The organism is Polynucleobacter sp. MWH-UH35A (genome assembly GCF_018687075.1).
Taxonomy (GTDB): domain Bacteria; phylum Pseudomonadota; class Gammaproteobacteria; order Burkholderiales; family Burkholderiaceae; genus Polynucleobacter.
This window is the reverse complement of the sequence record NZ_CP061285.1, coordinates 534,981-558,204: the sequence shown is the minus strand read 5'-3', so window position 1 is coordinate 558,204 and position 23,224 is coordinate 534,981. Positions and strand designations below refer to the sequence as shown.

Here is a 23,224-nt window from a genome sequence, read left to right as displayed (position 1 = left end):
TTATCCCTTTTTATTCACTTTGTTGTACCAGAGCTCATGGTGCTCTTTAGCCCAAGTAGCATCTACATAACCAGTCTTCATTCCGTCGATTGATCCTTGTGAACCGATCGTACCGATATAAATATGGCCCATTGCCATGGCAGTCATCAAGATTGCAGCGCTACTATGAATGATGTTGGCTATCTGCATTGTGCCGCGGGTATATTCCAAGGTCATAAATGGCACGATCATGTCAAGCACAAAGCCAGAGCCTGAAATGACCAAACCCAAGAAAGTCATGCCAAACCAGAACCAGAACTTTTCACCAAAGTTAAAGAAGCCTGCTGGAATATGTTTGCCCGAGAAAATACCACCAAAGCCCATGATCCAAGCCATATCACCTTTGCCAAATACATTCTTATGAGCAAAGAGTAAGAAGAAGATCACAATACAAATAGTAAATAAAGGGCCAGTAAAGTTGTGGATATTTTTACAAACCATGAGGAATGAACCATAAGCCGCTCCACCCATCAATGGCATCGCAAAGTATTTGCCATACAGAATTAATAAGCCTGTAAACGCCAAAGCCAAGAAGCTAAAAGCCATCAACCAGTGTACAAGTCGATCAAAAGCGCTAAAGCGTTTAATTTTGACGCCAGACATTGGCTCATGCAATTTCATGGGGCCCTTGAGAGTGTATGTCGCAATGATTCCAAAAAATGCTAGGGCCAACAACCAACCACCATAAACAGTGATCACACCATTACGAATGACACGCCACTCCTGACCAGAGCGCTGAATCAGAACGCTAGCTTCTTTGTCGGGAATGCTGACATAGTTATGGGGATCGCTATTTGCAGAAGTAAAAATGGATGGATTTGCCGGCTGAGACTGAGCTTGAGTTCCATTCGCCAGCGCATTAGGGTTGGCAGGAACCGACAATGGCGGAACATCCACCCCACTAGGAGAAGGCAATGGCGCCATCGGTGCGCGCTCTGCAAAACTAATTCCGCTTGCCAAAGTCAGCGACAAACCTGCAGCCACTACCAAAGTACGTAGAACTTTAGAAAATGATCGTTTCATACACATGTCCTTAAACGTTTTCGTTTTATTTATTGTTATTTAGAAGATCACTTAACGCGACTGTATTCGTTTTGACCCTGAGTACGCTTGTCGATCGACTCAGTCCAGCTAGCCTGATTACCTGGCGTCCAGCCCTTAGTTACGAAGCCATTATTAGCACCCATGTAAGGCGCAACGTCTGGACGTTTAGCAGCTTTGGCAGCAATTTCTGGAGGTTCAGAGCAAGCAGCCAACAAGGCTGCTGCTGCAAAACATAAACCGAGAGTTTTGAAATTCACTTTCATTATTTAGCTCCTGGAATTTTTGCAGCAGGTGTTGGAGTTGGCGCTGGTGCATCTGGTCCACCGTAAGCAGTAGTCCAACCAAAAGCCTTAGATCCTGGGTACTTGCCATTCTTCTCACGTGTCGCAACACGGTTATTGAAGATGCCAGTAATGATATCGCTATCACCACCAATCAATGCCTTGGTAGAACACATCTCAGCACAGAGTGGCAACTTACCTTCCGCTAAACGATTACGGCCATATTTCTCAAACTCAGCAACGCTACCGTTTTCTTCTGGGCCGCCGCTACAGAATGTGCACTTATCCATTTTGCTGCGGGAACCAAAAGCACCCTTACTCAAGAACTGTGGTGCACCAAATGGACATGCAAATGAGCAGTAGCCGCAACCGATACAAATATCTTTATCGTGCAGAACAACACCTTCATCAGTACGGTAGAAACAATCTACTGGACATACCGCCATACAAGGAGCATCAGTACAGTGCATACATGCCACTGAAACAGACTTTTCTTGACCGATGATGCCATCATTTACCGTAACAACGCGGCGACGATTGACGCCCCAAGGTACTTCATTATCATTTTTACAGGCTGTGACACAACCGTTGCACTCGATGCATCGCTCTGTGTCGCAAATAAATTTCATTCTTGCCATTGTGTTCTCCTGACTTTATTTTTTGACTTAGGCAAATTTCTCGATTTGACACATTGTGGTTTTCGTTTCTTGCATCATCGTCACCATGTCATAACCATAAGTAGTTGCAGTGTTAACCGCTTCACCTTGAACTACAGGAGCAGCACCTTCTGGGTAGTATTTGCGCAAGTCTGCGCCCTGCCACCAGCCAGCAAAGTGGAATGGCACAAATGCAGTTCCCTGATCAACACGCTCAGTAACCAATGCGCGAACTTTGATCTTCGCTCCAGTTGGAGACTTGACCCAAACGTAATCCCAGTTCTTAATGCCACGATCTGCTGCAGCCTTAGGATTAATCTCCACAAAGTTTTCTTGTTGGAGCTCAGCCAACCATGGGTTAGAACGGGTCTCGTCGCCACCACCCTCGTACTCAACCAAACGACCAGAGGTCAGAATGATTGGGAACTTCTCATATAACTTCTGATTCAAGTTTTGATCTTGAACAGTCTTATAGAGAGTTGGCAAGCGCCAGAAATTCTTCTTATCGGCAGCTGTTGGGTACTTACGCATCATCTTCTCGTTAGTACTGTAAAGAGCCTCGCGGTGAATTGGAATTGCATCTGGGAAGTTCCAAACTACTGCGCGCGCTTTTGCGTTACCAAATGGATGGCAGCCGTTCTTCATCACCACGCGCTGAATACCACCTGATAAGTCAGTCTTCCAGTTTTTACCTTCAGCCAGTTTTTTCTCTTCTTCAGTCAACTGATCCCACCAACCGAGTTTCTTCACAAACACGTGATCGAACTCTGGATAACCAGTGGTAATTGCCGAACCTTTGGAGCAAGAACCATCACCAGCCAATAAACTCACACCATCACGCTCAACTCCAAAGTTGGCACGGAAGTTACCGCCACCTTCCATGACGCTCTTGCTGGTGTCATATAGATTTGGCGAACCTGGATGCTTGATTGCTGCCGTACCGTAGCAAGGCCAAGGCAAGCCATAGTAGTCACCTGTTGTGTCATAGCCAGTTACTGGATCAACACCACCGCGAGACTTCAATGTCTTCGGATCAAATGTGGCAACCATTCTCATGTGCGCTTTAAGGCGCTCAGGAGTTTGGCCGGTGTAGCCAATGGTCCATACGGAACGATTGATCTCACGCAAGATATCCTCAATCTGCGGCTCTTTCCATTGCTTACCAGCAAATTTAGAGTTGAGCATTTTGTAGTTCTTAGACAACTCCTCACCGAAACCTAAGCGATCTGCAAATGCTTGCATGATGACGTGGTCAGGAACGGACTCAAACAATGGGTCGATGACTTTTTCACGCCACTGCAATGAACGGTTTGAAGCTGTCGCAGAGCCACAGGTTTCAAATTGCGTTGCAGCAGGCAATAAGTACACATTGCGATTTTTATTAACAACGTCGCCTTCAGCTGCAGGCATTGCTGCCATTGCTGCCGTAGCGCTTGGGTATGGATCGACCACAACCAAGAGATCCAACTTGTTCATCGCGCGCTTCATATCCAAGCCGCGTGTTTGTGAGTTAGGTGCATGACCCCAGAAGAACAAACCCTTAACGCTAGTCTGTTGATCAATCATGTCGTTCTTTTCAAGAACGGCATCCACCCAACGAGAAACGGTTGTACCAGACTTCTCCATCATGTCGGGTGCGTAGCGCCCCTTAATCCATTCGTAGTCAACACCCCAAACCGTTGCGAAGTGTTTCCATGAGCCAGCAGCCAAACCATAGTAGCCAGGCAATGAATCTGGATTAGGACCTACGTCAGTTGCGCCCTGAACGTTATCGTGACCACGGAAAATATTGGTACCGCCGCCAGACTTACCTACGTTACCTAGAGCCAACTGCAAAATGCAGGAAGCGCGCACCATGGCATTACCAATAGTGTGTTGTGTTTGACCCATACACCAAACAACCGTACTAGGACGATTCATGGCCATCGTTTTAGCAGCTTGATAAACCTGGGCTTCAGGTACACCGCAAGCCTCTTCAACTGCAGCAGGAGTCCACTTCTCCATTACTTCTTTGCGGATCTCATCCATGCCGTAAACACGGTCATTGATGTACTTCTTGTCTTCCCAGCCGTTTTTGAAGATGTGGTACAGCAAACCAAATAGGAATGGAATATCTGTACCAGAACGAATACGGATGTACTGATCTGACTTAGCCGCAGTGCGGGTATAGCGTGGATCAACCACAACCACTTTGCAACCATTTTCTTTTGCGTGCAACAGCATCAACATAGAGACTGGATGCGCTTCAGCAGCATTGGAGCCAATATACAAAGCAGCCTTGGCGTTCATCATGTCGTTGTAGCTGTTTGTCATCGCACCATAACCCCAGGTGTTCGCCACACCGGCAACAGTTGTGGAGTGACAAATACGCGCCTGATGGTCTGTATTGTTTGTACCAAAGAAAGAAACCCACTTACGCAGTAAGTAGGCTTGTTCGTTGTTGTGCTTTGAAGATCCAATAAAGAACATTGCATCTGGAGAATATTTCTCACGGATGCTCTTCATCTGAGCAGTGATTTCAGTTAAGGCTTGATCCCAAGAAATACGTTGGTACTTTCCATCTACCAACTTCATTGGATAACGCAAACGATAATCACCGTGTCCGTGCTCACGCAATGCTGCGCCCTTAGCGCAGTGCGCGCCCATATTAATTGGGGAATCAAATACAGGATCTTGACGAACCCAAACACCGTTCTCTACTGTGGCATCAACTGCACAGCCAACTGAACAGTGGGTACATATAGATCTCTTAACCTCAATCTTGCCTTTGCCATCGAGCATTGCCTTGCTTGGTTCAGCAGTCGCCTTTTGCACAAAGCTCAATTGGCTGGCGGCGATACCGGCACCCACTCCGACGCCTGAGCGCTTTAGGAATGAGCGGCGATCCATCGTTGGCACGGCGGCCTTTAAGCCACGTGACAAGCTACCAATAAGGCGTGATGTGGAGCGACTGCTTGCTGGGGTATTGGATTTACGAGTCAGACTCATATAGTGTCCCTGAGAAAGTTTTTTGTATTTATTGAGTTACCGCTAAAGCAAAACAAAGATCGTTAAATCAAAGTGGATTCGTAATACTTACGCATGTGAGCGGTCATGGTTTGACCAACATCTTTCACCGTTTTGGTGCTACTAATTTCTTGAATGACCGCTTTGCCAACGGGAGTTTGGCTAGCAACGGCAACAGCGCCAACTGCAGCGCTTGCACCAATAAAGAACTTACGGCGCGATGGCTTGTTTTCTTCGCTTAAAGCAGCTTTGGATTTAGTGCTCATGGCATGCTCCTATATGGTTTTTCTTGATTTTGCTCAAGTGTAATCCGTAATTGCATTTTTGGCATATTTACCGCATTAGGGATTACAAGGCCATGAATGCAAGCTGCAAGATGCTGCAATGCAACATCAAATCATGTCAAAACCTTGACCCTCAATTGCCAGGAATTCCCGTGTTAGAGCAGCAACAGGGTGATAGAGATGCATCTCTGGAATATCTTCTATTGCATCGCACAATTCGTCATACCAAGGACGGATATGCTCATTGAAAAAAACCCTTTGGTTCGTAAGGTTTGAGATCTCAACATCATCGCCAGCGATAAGGTAGCGCATGACCTCGCACAAGGCAGAAATATGGTCCTCGGTTTCGGTGACTTCCTCTGCTGCTTCAAGCCCAAATTCAGCTAAAGCCTTGCGAATATTGATTAAGGGTTTCTCATTCAGGTGGCCTGCCATGTAAAAGGAGCCATTGAGAACAACATTGGGCTTACCCACGCTGATGAAATTCAAATCAAACTCATCATGCCAAGCCTTAGCTGGATTATTTTTGGCAACCTCAACCACATCCATCCAAACTTTAGCCAAAGGCGCCTCATCAGCAGCATCCTGCTGATCCGCTGTTGCGGCAATTTGATCCAACAATTCTTGATCTGGCCGCATCTGAAAGAAACGAGCGATCAAGCCATACAAATCTGCCCTTGCCAAATCCTCTGGCAAATCAACATCACCTATCTCGGCAGTCAAATTTTCTTTTGCTGTTTTGCTCATGTTTCTTTTTTCACCATATCTACCACACGACAATCACCGCACATCTTGAGACGATCCATTGCTGCACCAGTAAATGCGCTATGAGCACCCAGTTTAGTTAGCATCAGATCAACCATCTTGAGGGTTCCAAACGGCTTCCCACAGCTTATGCAATGGAATGCCTGTGTTTCATTTAGCACCACCTTTTGCTTACGTTGCTCAACCGTTTGCAACCGCGGTGCAAGTGTTAGCGCATTTTCGGGACAAGTCTGCACACAAATGCCACACTGTACACACTGCTTTTCAATAAACGAAAGAATAGGCTCGTCAGGATTATCCAAAAGTGCACCTTCTGGGCAGCCACTGACACAAGACATGCACAAGGTGCAAGCGTCTTTATTGATTGCTAAGCCACCCAGCAAAGAAGATTTTGGAAGAACAACCCCCGCTTCTGGCAACGGGGTCTTAGCTTGCTTTTGCAAGTGCTCGAGTGCCGCCTCTAGGGTTTCGCGTTTTTGATTGGATAGGCCAATAGTTGCAGGCATGCAGATAGCGCTGAGCGACCCACGCTGACGCAATGCTCCCATTGATTTGGATACCGTTGAAATATCATCGGATGAATTTGCCATTATTAAATGGACTCGTTCATCAAACCCATACGCCTTCAGAATGCGGTTTGCTAAATCTACCTGCTCTACCAACGCTGCTCGATATGCAGGATCCTCATCACCACTGAGTAGTAATGCAACTTCAGCAAAACCATAAGTCAGTGCACTAAGCCATAAATCTAGGCCAGACGAAGCAATATGCTCAATGCCATATGGAATGACAAAAGAAGGAAGACCCTCAAACTGTTTTGGCATGATGTGAGCTGAGCGGCCTAAGCCGTCAATCATTTTGGTGCCTGCTTTTAAGGTATGCAAAAGCAAACTTGGGGCCATAGCTTGATTAATCTTTTTGGCTTCCGCGGTAAACACACTAGCTACCGTTTTCAATTCTTTGCCTTGATGGGCAACACTTGGGTAGTTGTAGCGCATTGCGCCTGATGGGCAAGTGGTAGCGCAGGCGCCACAACCCATGCAAAGATTTGGGTTTACTTCTACAGAGCCTTGGCCATTTTTAAAGATGGAGCCAATCGCCCCTGTTGAGCAAACATCGATACAGGAACTGCAACCCACTTTGCCATTACGGCCATGAGCACAAATTTTTTCGTTGTAAACGAAATATTTTGGCTTCTCAAACTCTCCTACCATTTCTGATAGTTGGTTTACCGCCAGGGCTTGATCCAATGGGTCGGTGCCAGGCGCAAAGTAACCTTGCGGAGTTTGACTCATGCGCATTTTGGGATCCACGCGCAAATCCAAGATGAGATCAAATTCAGAATTACGGGCACGCTCTTTACGATCAAAAGAGATGGCGCCAATGCCGGCGCAAGCAGTAACGCAATCACGATGGGACTTGCACTTACTCACATCAATCTGGAAGGAAAGATCAATCGCACCCTCTGGGCAAACCTCAACACAGGCTCCACAGCGTGTGCACATTTCTGGGTCAATCGGATTTTGCAAATCCCAGTCGACTGAAAAATTACCCAGATAACCGTCTAGCTTGGTGAGGGCACCAGTGAAAATTGGATAACTGCGATTTAGCGGCAAATCACCAGGCTCAGTACACAAAACAGAAACATCTAAAGATGCGCTCAGTTTTTCAGCCCAAGGAATGGCCTGGGAGCCTGCTCCGACGATGAGCAACCTACCTTGGCTTTCGTAATTCACAACGGGAACTGGTTCTGCTTCTGGCATGTCTGCCAAAGCCAGCAATGCCGCAATTTTTGGTCCAGATGTTTTAGCTTCTTGTGTCCAGCCGGCAACTTCGCGAATATTGACGAAACGTAGTGGAGCAACTAATGGCTTTTCAGCCTGATCGGCCAACTCACTAAAAAGCGCCCCCTCTTGAGTGCATGCGACAACCAATGAATCAGAGCCATCTAGAGCTTTTAAAAAAGAACCTACTTCCTGTCTACATAAAGATTGGTGTATCGGCACACCCATTTCTTTTGCATCCAAAGGCATGGTGCCATTGCAATTGCAGACTAATTTTTGACTCATGCGCTATCTTCTTAGGTTTTTTTCTGTTCGGACTTAATGAGGGCTTCATTGAGCGCCTCTTTCGGCACTTCATCCAATGAAGCTGGTATTGACTGTGTGGATGTTAAATCACTTTGCTCTTGAATCTGTAATGCGCCATCTTCTACCTGGGGCTTAAGTACTTGGCTCTCGTTTTTCTGAACTGCTTGAGGTGACTCCTCGCTCGACTTGCGGAACAGATTGAGCATATCGCTTTGCGCCATCCTCTCGAGCATTCCAGGTGGCAGCGGATCTGGCTTACTGTAGTCATCAATATAGATATCTAACCCATCCATGATATTGAAGTGGGGATCGGTAAACATTTTCTTAAGAGCGGCTTGCTGAACGGCCGGATCTACATCCGGTCTCATAAAAGCAGAAAAGTCAGGATCAAAGCGATCAATCTTAGCTACATCCTCTAGGGTCACAGGTGGCGTAGCGTCTTCAGGGGTAATCTCAACAGGGGAGACTTGTAATGGCTCTGCGGGGGTCGCTAGATTTTTTTCTGGCGAGCCAACCTCACCGACTTCCTTGCCTGCTTTACGCCTAGACCAACGCCCTAAGAATCCTTCAGCCATCATTCCTCCGCAGGACGTTCAGCACCCTTGAATGAGGCAGGCTTATGACGCTTCTTGGGTTCTGGCCGATAGTTATCATTGACGTACTCTTGTAGCCAAGCTGCATGCTGCTCACTCATAGGAATCGTATCCACAGACTCCCCACCATCTAGCAAGCGGGCAGCCTCGTTATAGCTCACACAAATACGATGCGGAATTGCAAACGATGTTTCTGTCTTTGCTAAAGCAAGAGATTGCTCATCAATATAGCGCTCTACATCTTCCTCAAGTCGCCACATCACAAACCAACTCGGAGACGTAGCGGATACATTAAGGTAGTAACCTTCTGCTTCGTCAAGGAAGAGATCAAGTTCATAACCCGTAAACAACCACGACTCTCCATCTACATCACGCCCCAAAAATTGACCGGAGATCAGGTTGTTTGGATTGCTATTGAACTGTCCAAAATCAGGCAACACTTCCTGAGGCACCCAGCGGTATGAGACCCACGGGTTATCAATATTTTGTTTACGCATGAGCACCGCAAAGCGCATAAATATTCGAGGCCTTAGGTATTTTGAACCACAATATTCGGAAATTTACTGCTCATATCTTTTGATAGAGTAGCAACGCGAATGGCCACCTGTCTAGCAATTCCTTTATAGATAGCACTAATTGCACCATCTGGGTCAGCCACTGCTGTAGGGCGCCCTGCATCGGCCTGCTCACGAATCGAAAGATTCAGAGGCAATGAGCCTAAGAAATCTACTCCATACTCTTTACACATTTTTTCACCACCGCCGGTACCAAAGACATGCTCTTCGTGGCCACACTTTGTACAAACGTAGGTACTCATGTTTTCAATAATGCCGATGATGGGTACACCCACCTTCTCAAACATCTTTAAACCTTTGCGAGCATCTAAGAGGGCGATATCCTGAGGGGTAGTAACAATGACTGATCCTGTCACTGGAACCTTTTGCGCCAAAGTTAGCTGAATGTCACCCGTACCTGGGGGCATATCGACAATGAGATAGTCCAAATCACGCCAACGGGTTTGACGTAGTAATTGCTCGAGCGCAGAAGTCACCATCGGGCCACGCCAAACCATTGGAGCGTCGTCATCAATCAAGAAACCAATCGAGCTTGCTTGCAAGCCGTGACCTTCCATTGGCTCAATCGTATTTTCTTCAATAGAGTCTGGTCTACCAGTAATTCCCAACATCATTGGCTGACTTGGGCCATAGATGTCCGCATCCAAAATACCAACCCGCGCACCCTCAGCAGCAAGAGCTAATGCTAAATTCACGGCAGTGGTAGATTTACCAACACCCCCTTTACCGCTAGCAACCGCAATAATATTTTTAACGCCAGGCAATAACTTCACACCACGCTGGACTGCGTGCGCAACAATTTGACTGGAAACATTCACGCTGACATTTTTTATGCCAGGCAACTCACGCAAAGTATTGATGACTGCTTTGCGAATCGAATCAAACTGACTCTTAGCTGGATAGCCCAACACCACATCCAAGGAAATATCGCCATCTTCTACACGGAGATTTTTAATATTTTTAGCAGTAACAAAATCAATCTTGGTATTGGGATCGATCAGGCCTTTGAGGGCTGCTTGTACTGACTCTAATGTAACTGACACTACCTTCTCCTGATATAGAAAAACCTAGAATTCGCTTCTTGGTTTATGGAATTTTCTTAATTAGCGCTAGCTTACTCGTAGCCGCAAATAATTGCTGAAAGTGACCTTAGTTAACCTTAGTCACCCTCTCTCTTCCGCTTTAGAAAATCAGCAGACTCAGGTAGTAGACCGCCATCGACATCAAAGCAGTAGCTGGAATGGTGAAGATCCAGGCCCAGACGATGTTTCCAGCAACACCCCAGCGGACCGCACTGGCCCGTTGAGTCGACCCCACTCCAACAATAGCCCCAGTAATTGTGTGGGTAGTGGAAACGGGAATACCAATCGCAGTCGCAGCAAATAGCGTAATGGCGCCACCAGTTTCTGCGCAAAATCCGCCGACTGGCTTTAGCTTAGTAAGCTTCTGGCCCATAGTCTTCACAATACGCCAGCCTCCAAACATCGTGCCAGCAGCGATAGCGATATAACAGCAAACAATAGTCCAGGTCGGAGGCATCTTGGCACCAGCTTCCGCATAGCCCGTAATGATGAGCAGGAGCCAAATAATGCCGATGGTTTTTTGAGCATCATTACCACCATGACCCAAGCTATAGGCGCTAGCAGAAAGTAACTGCAAGCGACGGAACCAACGATCTGTTTTTGCCAAGTTCGCATTTCTACAAACCCAAGCTACCAACAACATCATCAAGGAACCCAGCAAGAAGCCAACCAACGGTGAAATAAAAATAAAGGAAACTGTTTTGATTATTCCCGACCAAACCAAACCATCCACCCCAGCCTTAGGCAATGCTGCGCCGACTAAGCCGCCAATCAAGGCATGAGACGAACTCGATGGAATACCGTAATACCAAGTAATCACATTCCAAATAATCGCGCCCACTAAAGCGCCAAAGATCACATGCAAATCCACTGCGGCAGGATGAACAATTCCCTTGCCCACAGTTGCAGCAACGCTTAAATGAAAAATGAAGATAGCAAGGAAATTAAAGAAGGCTGCAAAAACAACTGCTTGCTGCGGCTTTAAAACACCAGTAGAGACAACCGTCGCAATGGAGTTGGCCGCATCATGAAAACCATTCATGAAGTCAAATGCGAGGGCAAGCGCTACTAAAAGCGCAACTACCCAAAAAGCTACTTCTGTCGCTGGCAACTTAATTCGCCTTAAGAGTTTTCAAGAACAATGCCTTCAACCAAATTGGCAACGTCTTCACATTTATCTGTAACTTCCTCGAGCAACTCGTAAATGCGCTGGCACTTAATGAGTTCACGAACTTCGATATCTTCGCGGAATAACCTAGTAATCGCAGTAGATAGAAGGCGATCAGCTCCAGACTCTAGATGATCAATTTCATCGCAAGTCTTCAAGGCTGCTTTGGCTACCTCTGGATCGGAAATATCTTTTAAGGTAGCAACGGCATTTCTCATACTGATACAGCACTGATTGCAAAGCTCCGCCATTTGCACCATTTCTGGAGTCATTTGCTTGACATCATATAAATGCATCGCTTCAGTACCGTTTTGCAATAAGTCAGCAACGTCATCCATCGTATTGATGAGTGAGAAAATTTGATCGCGATCGATAGGCGTAATAAATGTTTTATGCAACCGACGATGCACTTCTTTCACTACGTCGTCACAGGCATGTTCTGCTTTATCAACGTCTTGAGTATATTTAGCACGCAAAACTTCATCGCCGTAATGCTCAACAAACTTTAAGAATGACTCAGAGGCTGAAACAATATTGTTAGCATGCTCATTAAAAAGTTCAAAGAAATTACCATCGTGAGGCATTAACTTACTGAAGAACATAAATCACGATCCTTTAGGAACAAAAACTACGGGTTTTGTTAGGTTTGCGGACATTCTAAACAATTGTTATTGAGCAACTGGAAAGCCAGCATCTGTTATAAGCTGACTCGCTTGCGCCTCAGATAGGGTCGTTTCAAGATTGACGGTTTGGCTCGCCAGATCCGCCTGAACTGTTGCTTGCGGATCTTGGGCTTGAATTGCTCTGGTAACGGCGTTAATGCAGCCGCCACAAGTCATTCCGGATATTTTTAAACTCAACATATAGGCCCTTTTGATATGAATTTGGCTTGTATGCAGTAGATTATCTTCTATGAACCCTTCAAAAGACACTAAATCAGAGCTACTTACCCTAGATATCGGCGGCATGACCTGTGCATCCTGCGTGGGCAGGGTCGAGAAGGCCTTAGATAAGATTCCTGGGGTTGAGGCAGCGAGCGTCAATTTAGCTACCGAGCAGGCCAAAATTCGTCTAAGGGCGGATTCAGAGACCCAACTCGATGAAATCATCGCTTTAGTACAAAAAACAGGCTATTCAGCCAAAATCAGCAACCCTCATTCGATACCTGATCAAGCGCCATCTAAGTTGTTCTGGGGAACTGATGGTCTGGGTCGCGTCATTCTTGGTTTTGCTCTATCCGCCCCACTCTTTTTACCTATGTTTCTCATGCCCCTGGGCATTCATTGGGCGCTTTCACCTAAATGGCAACTGTCACTAGCGACTCCGGTGCAATTTTTCTTGGGTTGGCGTTTTTATAAAGCAGGCTTCAAATCTTTAATGTCCGGCGTTGGCAATATGGATTTGCTAGTCGCACTAGGCACGAGCGCAGCATATGGCTTAAGCGTCTATCAAATGATCTCCTCGCCTCATGCTAGTCATGAGCTTTACTTCGAAGGATCTGCAGTCATCATCTGTATGGTGATGCTTGGTAAATGGCTAGAAGCAAGAGCAAAACAACAAACCAGTGAAGCCATACGCGCCTTACAGAAACTTTGGCCAGAGCATGCCAAAGTCATTAATCAAGATATCGCTATTACCGAAAATTTCCCTCTCGACCAATTTCGTGACCTGCCTTTGGATCAGGTATTCCCAAAAGATCGAATCTTGGTACTGCCTGGTGAACGCGTCCCTGTTGACGGAATCATCTTGCTTGGTAATAGCCATGTCGATGAATCCCTTCTTACAGGAGAAAGTGATCCCGTCAAAAAGCATGTTGGCGAAAAAGTCATTGGTGGCTCCCTTAATGGAGAAGGCCTGTTAGCCATTGAGGCCCAAGCAGTTGGCGTCGAAAGCGTGCTCTCCAAAATCATCTCGATGGTGGAAGACGCTCAAACCCAAAAGGCTCCGATCCAAAAATTAGTCGATCAAGTCAGTGCAATTTTTGTACCTAGCGTCATAGTGATTGCAGCTATTACTGGATTAGTGAATTGGTTTTATTTAGACTCTGCATCGATTGCCATTTTGCGAGCGGTCTCTGTTCTCGTGATTGCTTGCCCATGCGCCCTTGGTCTTGCAACACCTGCAGCCATCATGGCTGGAACTGGAGTGGCAGCACGTTTTGGAATTCTGATTAAAGATCCCCAGGTGCTCGAGTTAGCGCATCGCTTAAATATAGTTGCTTTCGATAAAACAGGTACGCTAACGATTGGCAAACCCAGAATGCTGGAGATCATTCCCCTCTCAAATGCATTTGATAAGAATGAGATCCTGCAAGCTGCAGCCGGCCTGCAACTTGGAAGCGAACATCCTCTTGCAAAAGCTCTGCTAGATGCGGTCAAACAACAAGGCCGTATGCCTATCACTCCAACCGATAGCAAAGCATTGCCAGGTATTGGCATTAGCGGCAAACCCAGTTCAGGTGCTTTTATAGGCCAAAGCCTGAGCCTACAAAGCATTGCATCTTTGGAGGCCAATAGTCATCAGGCTGAAGTATTGAAGAAAGCGCAAGCCTGTTTTGATGCAGGTCAAACCGTCAGCGTGTTGATGAACAATGAATCTCCATCATCACCTTCATCACCAATTGCCATCATCGCTTTTGGAGATGAGCTAAAAGAAAATGCAAAAGAAGCAATCTCCTCATTGCACCGCCTACATATACGATCAGTGATGCTATCGGGTGACAACATTGCCGCAGCCAACCGCGTTGCCAAGATGATTGGCATTCAGGAGGTATTTGCACAAATAATGCCTGGTGACAAAGCTCAGGTGATTCGTAAACTTCAGTCTAAAAATGGCGAACATCAATATGTTGCCATGGTAGGCGATGGCGTAAATGATGCCCCTGCCCTAGCCACTGCAGATGTAGGTATGGCCATGTCCACTGGTACTGATGTAGCAATGCAAGCTGCTGGTATCACCTTAATGAGGGGCGACCCAACATTGGTAGCGAATGCTATTGATATTTCTAAACGGACCTGGAAAAAGATTCAACAAAATTTATTCTGGGCATTTATATTTAATGCCACAGGCATCCCCTTGGCTGCCACGGGCTACCTCTCGCCCATGCTGGCTGGTAGCGCAATGGCGCTATCGAGCTTCTGCGTTCTTAGCAATGCACTACTGCTGAAACGTTGGCACCCCAATCGCTGAGAATAAATAGTCTTGCTGATTGGGTTTGCTGATTTGCTTTACTGATTTGTCTTACTTATTTTTGAGCCCTGCGGATCAATTCAATATCACCATAAAACGCGCGCGTTTCTGATTTGGTATTGTCAGTATCCGTAAGCAAGGCAATGCCGATGACTTCCCCCGGTGCTTCACCATAAGCGCGTTTATAGTCCGCTGCGAGGTCACGCTGGTGCTTATGCCATTGACCTAAGTTATCCCAACCAGAATCCACCACAATCATTTTTATCCGTGAAGTATGGGCATTCGTGATGATGGTATCCACGGGTGATTTTCCAGACCAGATATACATTAGGGTGGCATAGGGCATATCTTGCCCGCTAATGAGATTGGCCATCTCAAAAGTCATTTTTTCTTTTAGGGGCAACTTCGATTTATTACCATCAAATGCAACCAAGATACGCAGAGGGGCATCATCCGTATAACCATCCGCATTATCAGCATTCACAATTGGGCTTAGCGCCTTCCACTCCCACTGCAGCCATAAATTAGCAGCCTGTCGCGGGCGCAATTTAACCGCCAATCCAGAAGCAGATGTTTTGGAATTCGCGCTAAGGACTGTTTTACCTTGATAGTTCTCCAGGCGATACACCGTATTCTTTTTAAATGGTGCAATACGATAGAAGTTCCAGCCATTAGGCATGCCGTCACGCGCAGTTTCAGCAGAGAATTTAGGCAGATCCTCTTGAGCCGGCAACTGTTCTGCATTGAAGGGTTGACCAGCTTCGTTTTGCACAGAATCACCACTTAGGCCAGCGCATCCAACCAACAATAGCGCTGTGGCGAGGATGAAAAGTAAGCAATTTTTCTTGAGCATGCCGTAATTGTCCCAAAGATTGAACTCCGTGAGTCTAAAATCATCCTATGCGCCATCAATCACCTTCTAGCTGGGCTGCAATCTGCGTCTTAATCGCAGCAGCAGTGCACCTAGTCTTGGGTTTTCCAATCGAGTTTTCAGTAGATGAAGCTCACTATGCGCTGTATGCCCAGCACTTGGCTTGGAGCTATTTTGATCATCCACCCTTAGTCGGCTGGATTCAGTGGCCCCTGGTTGCACTCACCTCCTCAGAAGGTGTCATTCGACTGATCCCAGAACTGCTGTGGGTTCTTTCTTGCTACTTGGTGTATGAAGTCACCGTTGAAGTGCATCACTTTATTCGCGGACGTAATGCTGGCTATCTCACTAGCGCCTTGCCATCAGCAAACTTATGTGGATTGATGGCAGTGCTCACTGTTATTGCAGCGCCGATGTTGCACATTCTTGCAATTGGCTTGTTACCAGACACTCTACTCGCCCCCTTAAGTCTTGGTCTCATGTTAGTAGGACTACGTTGGCTCAGCAAAGAGCGTTTTACTGTTGGTGACTGGATCATTACTGGCGTCCTGTTAGGTCTAGCAGGTTTAAGCAAATACACAGCCGCTTTTACTGCCCTTGCACTGCTGTTCGTATTTTTGAGCACGCCAAGAAAGCCATGGATCACTAAAGTTGGTTTTTGGCTCGCTGCTGTCATCGCACTGCTACTGATTAGCCCCGTGCTGTATTGGAATTGGGCCAACGATTGGATTTCTTTTAAATATCAACTTGCTCATGGTGGCGGTGGTGAATGGCTCTGGCGCAGACTGGGTGCATACATAGGCATTCAGATACTGGTATTTGGCCCCCTCTTTATCTTGGGATCATTGATTTTTCTTAAAGACTGCATGCACGCAACCAAGCTTTCGCTGCTAGCTCTTTTTGGATTCTTTTTAATTCCATTTGTAATTTTTGTCAGTCTTTCGGGTGGTGGCGGACTTCCTCACTGGACGTCGCCCGCATGGTTTTGTCTTGCGCCATTTGCTGGGATTGGCTTAGCAAAAGCCTGGGCCACACAACATCGCCATTGGATTCGGATTTTATTTTTCATCCAAATGACATTGTGTTTAATTGGCTTTGCTTATGTTTTATCTGGTGGCATTAGTTCCGCATCCATCAAATCCAATCCGATTGCAGACTTATATGGCTGGAAAACAGCAGGTCAAAAAGCAGCTGAACTGGCAAAGGCAACCAAGGTTGATGGCATTGCTGTTCAAAACTGGACCTTAGGTAGTCGCGCTGCATGGTACGCATCACCCACCCCAGTATTTGTTTTAGATCAGAGACGAGATCAGTTTGACCTTTGGTTTGGAGATTTACCAATTGGGGCAAACGTACTCCTTATTCGCTGGTCAGGCATGCCTTACCCCTTGCCGGTAGGTAACAACACGGCATTTGATGCATGCGAGCCCTTGGATAGCCTAGAAGTCGTCCGATTTAGCAAAGTTCTATCCAAATTTGACTTTAGCCTGTGCAGTCACTGGCAAGGCCCGGGCCAAAAAGAGTAATACCCCCAAATTCAAGACCTTAGGCGCCCAAGGCATTATCCTTACGCTTATGAGTTCACCAGCCAAGCTGACCCCCCATTCCGGCGCCCAATCTGGGTGGAAATCCATCCTCAAACGTGCTTGGCCAACCATTCGCATCCTTCTCTCCATCGCCCTGCTCTGGAAAGCAACGAGCGGGATTGATTGGCACTCACTATTGGATACCCATATTCAGATGCAGCCACTCTGGTTTTTAGCTGCATTAGCCAGCATGATGTCTGCGTTTGTTTGTGGCGGATACCGCTGGGGATTATTTATGCAAGCCGTGGGGTTTCCGCGCCGCATTCGTTCTTATATCGGCCTCTACTTTGCGGGTGGCTTAATTAATCAGGGCTTACCAAGCACATTAGGTGGTGACAGCTATCGCGCAATTACTGCAACACATTTAACTAGTACTGGCAACCTCACTGAAACCAAAGAGTTAGATGTTGAGCTACATCACTCAGTAGATCTTGAACACGCCACCCCTAAATTACGCTTAAGTTTTTCCATGGTGCTAGTCGATCGCCTTTTGGGTTTGGCGGGGAATAATTTGCTGGGTGGTATTGGCTTGATATTGGGTGGCGCAACATTGGCAGCATGGGGACAGGACTTAGGCTATGCGGTAATGGCAGTGATGTTATTAGCTGGTGTTGCCATTGCCCTCATTTTGGCTTGGGGGCCGAGCAAGCAACTACTGCAAAAGCTGTTAGAGCGCTTCAATATGAATAACGCTATGCCCGGGATCCAACTTGCATTTGCGTGGCCAAACAATATTGCCCAAGCTTGCTTGGCAATTGGCATTCACTTCCTCACTATTTTGACCTTACTCTTTTGCCTAAAAGCGTATGGAGTAGATGCTCCCATAGAGGGATTAATGATTGGCTTGCCTGCGCTAAGCTTGTTATTGATGCTGCCCATTAGTATTTCTGGCTGGGGGTTGAGAGAAGCAACGCTGTCTTCGGTCTTGGCTTTATGGGGCGTTAACCCCTCACTAACTGTTGTGGCGTCCATCAGCTATGGAGCAATTACTGTTTTATCAGTACTGCCTGGCGCCTATTTCTTATTAAAACGAAAATAATTTTTTAGAGCAAAACTATGACTATTAGTGTCAATACTATGCGCGCGATTGATCATTGGGTCGGCGTGCCGCTTTGTGCGATTGTTAGCCCTTTTGTTGCTTTGATTGATGCAGTAAAAAATATATTCAACCGCGGCCCAGAGACTCCCAAAAAGTTACTCTTTATTGAACTCTCAGAAATGGGTAGCGCTATCTTGGTTGATCCAGCGATGCGCAATGCAAAAGCACGTGGGGCTGAGCTATTTTTCTTAATCTTCAAGAGCAATCGCGCTAGCCTGACATTACTCAACACCGTTAAGCCAGAAAATATTTTTACGATTGACTCATCAAGCTTGGGCGGTTTAATTAAAGATACGCTGCGCTTTCTGATCCTTGCGCGTAAGCATCGCATTGATACTGTGATTGACCTGGAGTTGTTCTCGCGCTTTACCGCCCTACTCACTGGTATGTGTGGTGCTCGCCGTCGCGTGGGTTATCACATCTTCCACGGCGAAGGATTGTGGCGTGGTTTTATGCTGACTCGCAAAGTGCATTACAACCCGCATATTCATATCACCAAGAATTTCCTATCTTTAATTCATGCGGCTTTTGCCCAGAAAATAGAAGTACCTTTTAGCAAAATTGAGATTCCTGATTCCGAAGCTCAATTAGAACAAGCGATCATCGATCCAAGCTCTCTAGAGAAAGTGCGTGAGCGCATCGAAAAATTAGCTAAAGAGGCCAATATCAATTACACCTCAGGTAAAGAACGCCTTATTCTGATCAATCCAAATGCCAGTGACTTACTGCCACAGCGTCGTTGGGCACAGCAGCGCTTCTCTGAACTCATTCAAGCAGTTCATCAGCAATACCCAAACGACCTCATTCTTATTACTGGCTCTCCTGCAGAATTTGATTATGTAGAAAAGGTTCGTGCTGTGGCCAATGTTCAGAACGCATTAAATTTTGCTGGGCAAGTAAGTTTTACTGAATTACCACCCCTTTACACATTGTCAGACGTCATGGTTACTAATGACTCAGGTCCTGGCCATTTTTCAGCCGTAACCTCATTGAGGACGGTAGTTCTCTTTGGACCAGAAACCCCAGCACTGTATGGGTCCGTTGGGAACTCGATTGCAATTACAGCAAACTTGGCATGCTCGCCCTGCGTGAGCGCCGCCAATCACCGCAAAACGCCTTGTCATGACAATGTGTGCATGCAAGCCATTACCGTTGCACAAGTGCTTGATAAAGTGATGAAGCAACTGCAAGATGCCGACAAGGCAAAGGCTCGCTAAGCTAAATGAGTAACAAAGCAATTCCGAAGTTTGCTTGGTTTATTCCACTTGCCCCTATTGCGCTCGCCTTCGCTATTTATTTTGGCGAACTGCAAGGCAGTAGTTTTTTATTCATTAATCACTTTACGCAATTACTCCCGGATACGTTTTGGGCTTGGCTTACTTTTTTAGGTAATGGGTGGGGGGTGTTTGCGCTCACCTTTCCATTACTACTTCTTGCACCAAGGATGCTGACCGCAGGTATTTTTGCTGGGGCAATTGCAGCATTAGCAAGCACCTTTTTAAAGGGTTTCTTTGATCTTCCAAGACCTGCGGGATTGTTAGCCGAAGGAAGTTTTTATCGCATCGGTGAGGCACTCCTGCATAGAGCCTTTCCCTCTGGCCATACGCTCACTGCATTTGCTGTTGCAAGCGCTCTCTATTTTTCCGCAGATAAAAACAAGCGTGCACCACTCATGCTCTTATTTTTACTTGCCGCACTAGTTGGCCTATCACGCAATGCTGTTGGAGCACATTGGCTCACTGATGTGTTGGGTGGGGCAGGCGTTGGCATATGGTGCGGAATGCTGGGAGCCCTGCTGGCCAATCAATTTCCAGAAAATCAGTTGGGCCCAAAGAAGATCTGGGCGCACTTGATTGCTCTTGGAGGTGTTACGGCGATGTATGCCCACCTCACTCAAATTATGGATATAGAGCTAAATCTGCCACTGCAATATCTATCGATTGCTATTGTGGCCACTACTCTCATTTTCTATGTAAAAGCGCAATTGATAAAAGCGCCTAAGATACCAGAATAATTTACGATGTTTAGCTATCGACATGCATTTCACGCAGGAAGTCACGCTGACATTCTGAAGCACCTAACACTCATTCATTTAGCGCAGTATCTACAAGAGAAACCTGGCGGCCTTACCATGGTGGATACCCACGCTGGCGCAGGTATCTATAGCCTACAAGATGGATTCTCTACAGTAAGCAAAGAGGCGGATGGCGGCATTTTCCGCCTAATGCAATATGTAGAAACCTGTAAGCATGCAAATACGCCAGTGCCTGAAAGCATTCAAGAGTATCTGAAATATATTGATGCCGAGAATATCGAAGGTCAACTTACTACCTATCCTGGCTCGCCATTTATCTTGGCTCGCCTGTTGCGCTCACAAGATCGTCTTAAGTTATTTGAGCTTCACCCAAAAGAGATTGATATTCTTCGACACAATATCGGCGAGCTCAAGCAAGCCAAACAAATTGATATTTATGCTCAGGATAGCTTTACACGCCTCAAGGGATTACTCCCGCCTCCAAGTAGGCGTGGTCTCGTGTTAATTGATCCTTCTTATGAAGATAAACAAGACTATCGCTACCTTGAAGTTGCCATGGAAGAAGCCCTTCAACGTTTTGCCACTGGCTGCTATGCAATTTGGTACCCCGTGCTATCTAGAAGAGAGTCGACGGCCCTACCTGATCGCCTGAAAAAGATTGCGATTTCTCATAAGCGCTCTTGGCTACATGCAGAGCTACGTGTTGAAAATGCTCCCGGAGAACGCCGTCTACAAGCGAGCGGCATGTTTATCATCAATCCACCTTGGACTCTAGAAAAGCACTTAGCCCAAGCCCTACCCACCCTAACTAAGGCTTTAGGAATTGATGTCGGCGGGCAATTTTTACTGAAGAGCTTTGAAGCAAAGAACTAGTCACGAAGGTTGATCGCAATTGAAATGAGCGCACCCTTGAATACGAAGTGGCTTAAACGATTGCTAAAGGAAATTACCACCGTGAGTTGATTTCAAATCCATTTGTGTTGAACTGAATGCTAGCCTGAGCACCAACAGGTAAAGTCAATTTATTTGCCTGATGGCCAAATGGCAGCCCAGTCAAGATTGGAATATTTTCTGGCAAGCGCTTACGAATAGCTTCAATCGCACGCTCGAGTGAATATCCTTTGTCATTATCGTAAAGGCGATAAGCAGAGAAGCCACCTAACAAAATTGCACCCTGATTGGAAAGAATGCCTGCATCCAGGAGCTGCATCAACATTCTTTCAATGCGATAAGGATGCTCATTCACATCTTCTAAGAATAAGATACCGCCCTGAGTTTGCTTTTGAGAAGGAAAATATGGCGTACCAACTAAGCCAGCCAACACTGTTAAATTTCCACCCCACAACAAACCCTTTAGAGATCTAGAGCCTGCTTCACCCAGAAAAGATTGTGGGGCAGATATCTGGCAAGCAAGCCTTTGATCATGGACCGCAGCCTGAAAATGCTCCCACATGAATTCATCTGGAGCTACTGGCGCACCATCTTCACCCAATCGTCCAAAGTCGTAGTTCAACATCGGGCCGGCCAAAGTAATTGCGCCCGTCTTCGCTAGCAAACCCAACTGAAAAACAGTGAAATCACTGTGACCGCAGATTTGCAAACCGTTTTTTACAGCATTGGCGATCGCATCCCACTGGATCATAGGAAGCAAGCGATGAAGACCATAACCCCCTCGCATTGCCATGACAACGAGCTGAGAATCAAGCTTAGCAATAGCATTTAACTCAGCAAGACGCTCTTCATCACTACCTGCAAAGCGCTCGTGCACACGTTGAACGCACTCTATATTTTGGACGGCAATAGACTGTCGGCCTAACCAGTCAATACCAACCAGTGGACTTTTGGTATCTAAGCTTGCTCCCGATGGAGCAATGAGATGAATAGATTTCAACGTCGTCCCTTAAAAAAATCACGTAGCAATTGACCACACTCTTCACTCATAATGCCACCCTCAACACTAGTCTGATGATTTATCTGCTTTACAGAAAATACATCCAGAGCACTTCCAGCCGCACCTGTCTTGGGGTCAGCTGCACCATAGACTACACGCTCAATCCTAGCATGGAGCATCGCACCCGAACACATCGCGCAAGGCTCAAGGGTCACATATAAGGTGCTACCCGGGATGCGGTAATTTTTTTCAACTAAAGCACCCTCTCGCAAAGCCAACATTTCAGCATGGGCACTAGGATCATGATTGGCAATTGGCTTATTAAATGCTTTTGAGATAACTTGACCATCTTTGACCAATACAGCTCCTACAGGAACCTCGCCTGACTGCGCAGCTAAATGAGCCTGCTCAATTGCCAGGCGCATATATTGCTGATCAATCTCTGCTTGCGTCATTTACGCAGAATGAACATCAGCCCAACAATTGGGCGTCTCATAAAGACGAATTGCAGAGAGTTCAAGGCGACCGCTAAACGCATTGCTAAAAACGGGTTGCAAAATAGCAAAGGCTGCATTCGCCAAATTCTCTACAGTAGGAACATGCTCCATGATGACCGTCTTGTGATTGGGAAGCGTTGCCAAAAAGGCCACTAAACCTTCATCTTCTTTGGCCACCAAAAATGCATGATCCCAAAGATCAACCACATATTGATTTGTTAGGCGCTTAATATCGCCAAAGTCGAGCACCATGCCATCATCCGCTTTACCTGGGTGATCTGCCACCTCACCAGTTAGCGTCACTTCAATGGCATAGCGATGTCCATGCAAATGGCGACATTGCCCATCATGATTGGGAATGCGATGCCCCGAATCAAACTCTAGACGACGGGTGATCGAGATGGCTGGCTGTTTATTTGTCATTGGCTACTTATTTAATCAATTGGTGCTTAACGAATGCTTATCTGACGCCT

The 23,224-nt window shown here is 46.4% G+C and carries 23 protein-coding genes; 6 read left to right on the top strand and 17 right to left on the bottom strand.

From position 1 onward, the window contains the following. The 13 genes from ICV36_RS02935 to ICV36_RS02875 form a co-directional block, all read right to left on the bottom strand. Positions 1-1,062 carry a formate dehydrogenase subunit gamma gene (locus tag ICV36_RS02935; protein ID WP_215401047.1) on the bottom strand — a complete coding sequence of 354 codons (1,062 nt, stop codon included), beginning with the start codon at positions 1,060-1,062 and terminating at the stop codon, positions 1-3. 47 nt (positions 1,063-1,109) lie between these two features. Continuing rightward, positions 1,110-1,346 (bottom strand): hypothetical protein, encoded by a 237-nt coding sequence (locus tag ICV36_RS02930; RefSeq protein ID WP_215384931.1) that lies wholly within the window; start codon positions 1,344-1,346, stop codon positions 1,110-1,112. Continuing rightward, positions 1,346-2,002 carry a formate dehydrogenase FDH3 subunit beta gene (fdh3B, locus tag ICV36_RS02925; RefSeq protein ID WP_215401046.1) on the bottom strand — a complete coding sequence of 219 codons (657 nt, stop codon included), beginning with the start codon at positions 2,000-2,002 and terminating at the stop codon, positions 1,346-1,348. The genes ICV36_RS02930 and fdh3B overlap by 1 nt, the downstream gene beginning before the upstream one ends. 27 nt (positions 2,003-2,029) lie before the next feature. After that, positions 2,030-5,008, bottom strand: a complete 2,979-nt coding sequence (locus ICV36_RS02920; protein ID WP_215401045.1) for a formate dehydrogenase subunit alpha — start codon at positions 5,006-5,008, stop codon at positions 2,030-2,032. 62 nt (positions 5,009-5,070) lie between these two features. Further along, positions 5,071-5,292 carry a hypothetical protein gene (locus ICV36_RS02915; protein WP_215401044.1) on the bottom strand — a complete coding sequence of 74 codons (222 nt, stop codon included), beginning with the start codon at positions 5,290-5,292 and terminating at the stop codon, positions 5,071-5,073. Positions 5,293-5,418: 126 nt separating this feature from the next. Next, positions 5,419-6,057 carry a molecular chaperone gene (locus tag ICV36_RS02910; RefSeq protein WP_215401043.1) on the bottom strand — a complete coding sequence of 213 codons (639 nt, stop codon included), beginning with the start codon at positions 6,055-6,057 and terminating at the stop codon, positions 5,419-5,421. Next, positions 6,054-8,144: a 4Fe-4S binding protein gene (locus ICV36_RS02905; protein WP_215401042.1), complete on the bottom strand. Its 2,091-nt coding sequence runs from the start codon at positions 8,142-8,144 to the stop codon at positions 6,054-6,056. Before ICV36_RS02905 ends, ICV36_RS02910 begins: the two co-directional genes overlap by 4 nt. Before the next feature lie 11 nt (positions 8,145-8,155). Continuing rightward, entirely contained in the window at positions 8,156-8,743 is a 588-nt protein-coding gene (locus ICV36_RS02900; RefSeq protein WP_215401041.1) for a DUF3306 domain-containing protein, read from the bottom strand. Further along, positions 8,740-9,255 (bottom strand): DUF3305 domain-containing protein, encoded by a 516-nt coding sequence (locus ICV36_RS02895; protein WP_251375059.1) that lies wholly within the window; start codon positions 9,253-9,255, stop codon positions 8,740-8,742. The genes ICV36_RS02900 and ICV36_RS02895 overlap by 4 nt, the downstream gene beginning before the upstream one ends. Before the next feature lie 32 nt (positions 9,256-9,287). Then, on the bottom strand, positions 9,288-10,376 hold the full coding sequence (apbC, locus tag ICV36_RS02890) for an iron-sulfur cluster carrier protein ApbC (protein ID WP_215401039.1): 1,089 nt from the start codon (positions 10,374-10,376) through the stop codon (positions 9,288-9,290). A 139-nt stretch (positions 10,377-10,515) separates the two neighbouring features. After that, positions 10,516-11,457, bottom strand: a complete 942-nt coding sequence (locus ICV36_RS02885; protein ID WP_251375119.1) for an inorganic phosphate transporter — start codon at positions 11,455-11,457, stop codon at positions 10,516-10,518. An 80-nt stretch (positions 11,458-11,537) separates the two neighbouring features. After that, complete coding sequence (locus tag ICV36_RS02880; protein ID WP_215401037.1) at positions 11,538-12,185, bottom strand: DUF47 domain-containing protein; 648 nt, start codon at positions 12,183-12,185, stop codon at positions 11,538-11,540. Between the two features lie 66 nt (positions 12,186-12,251). After that, on the bottom strand, positions 12,252-12,446 hold the full coding sequence (locus ICV36_RS02875) for a heavy-metal-associated domain-containing protein (RefSeq protein ID WP_251375058.1): 195 nt from the start codon (positions 12,444-12,446) through the stop codon (positions 12,252-12,254). Between the two features lie 49 nt (positions 12,447-12,495). Here ICV36_RS02875 and ICV36_RS02870 point away from each other — a divergent pair, with 49 nt between their 5' ends. Continuing rightward, positions 12,496-14,772, top strand: a complete 2,277-nt coding sequence (locus ICV36_RS02870) for a cation-translocating P-type ATPase (protein ID WP_215401036.1) — start codon at positions 12,496-12,498, stop codon at positions 14,770-14,772. A gap of 55 nt (positions 14,773-14,827) precedes the next feature. Here the strand turns inward: ICV36_RS02870 and ICV36_RS02865 are convergent, their stop codons facing one another. Then, positions 14,828-15,625, bottom strand: coding sequence for a DUF3047 domain-containing protein (locus ICV36_RS02865; RefSeq protein ID WP_215401035.1), 798 nt, complete (start codon positions 15,623-15,625; stop codon positions 14,828-14,830). Between the two features lie 47 nt (positions 15,626-15,672). Here ICV36_RS02865 and ICV36_RS02860 point away from each other — a divergent pair, with 47 nt between their 5' ends. From ICV36_RS02860 to ICV36_RS02840, 5 genes are read left to right on the top strand one after another with little or no spacing between them, the layout of a single operon-like run. Further along, positions 15,673-17,169: a glycosyltransferase family 39 protein gene (locus ICV36_RS02860; protein ID WP_215401034.1), complete on the top strand. Its 1,497-nt coding sequence runs from the start codon at positions 15,673-15,675 to the stop codon at positions 17,167-17,169. 49 nt (positions 17,170-17,218) lie between these two features. After that, entirely contained in the window at positions 17,219-18,268 is a 1,050-nt protein-coding gene (locus ICV36_RS02855; RefSeq protein WP_215401033.1) for a lysylphosphatidylglycerol synthase transmembrane domain-containing protein, read from the top strand. A 17-nt stretch (positions 18,269-18,285) separates the two neighbouring features. Then, positions 18,286-19,545: a glycosyltransferase family 9 protein gene (locus tag ICV36_RS02850; protein ID WP_215401032.1), complete on the top strand. Its 1,260-nt coding sequence runs from the start codon at positions 18,286-18,288 to the stop codon at positions 19,543-19,545. A 5-nt stretch (positions 19,546-19,550) separates the two neighbouring features. Next, complete coding sequence (locus ICV36_RS02845) at positions 19,551-20,342, top strand: phosphatase PAP2 family protein (RefSeq protein ID WP_215401031.1); 792 nt, start codon at positions 19,551-19,553, stop codon at positions 20,340-20,342. 6 nt (positions 20,343-20,348) lie between these two features. Next, entirely contained in the window at positions 20,349-21,236 is an 888-nt protein-coding gene (locus tag ICV36_RS02840) for a 23S rRNA (adenine(2030)-N(6))-methyltransferase RlmJ (RefSeq protein ID WP_215401030.1), read from the top strand. Between the two features lie 73 nt (positions 21,237-21,309). Here ICV36_RS02840 and ICV36_RS02835 read toward each other — a convergent pair whose 3' ends face one another. Genes ICV36_RS02835 through queD form a run of 3 tightly spaced genes read right to left on the bottom strand, consistent with a single transcriptional unit; the run spans position 21,310 to position 23,174 of the window. Next, the gene (locus tag ICV36_RS02835) at positions 21,310-22,254 is read right to left on the bottom strand and encodes an LD-carboxypeptidase (RefSeq protein WP_215401029.1); all 945 of its coding nucleotides are present in this window, start codon (positions 22,252-22,254) and stop codon (positions 21,310-21,312) included. Next, positions 22,251-22,709 carry a tRNA adenosine(34) deaminase TadA gene (gene tadA / locus ICV36_RS02830; RefSeq protein WP_215401028.1) on the bottom strand — a complete coding sequence of 153 codons (459 nt, stop codon included), beginning with the start codon at positions 22,707-22,709 and terminating at the stop codon, positions 22,251-22,253. Before tadA ends, ICV36_RS02835 begins: the two co-directional genes overlap by 4 nt. After that, the gene (gene queD / locus ICV36_RS02825; RefSeq protein ID WP_215401027.1) at positions 22,710-23,174 is read right to left on the bottom strand and encodes a 6-carboxytetrahydropterin synthase QueD; all 465 of its coding nucleotides are present in this window, start codon (positions 23,172-23,174) and stop codon (positions 22,710-22,712) included. Between the last annotated feature and the right edge of the window lie 50 nt (positions 23,175-23,224).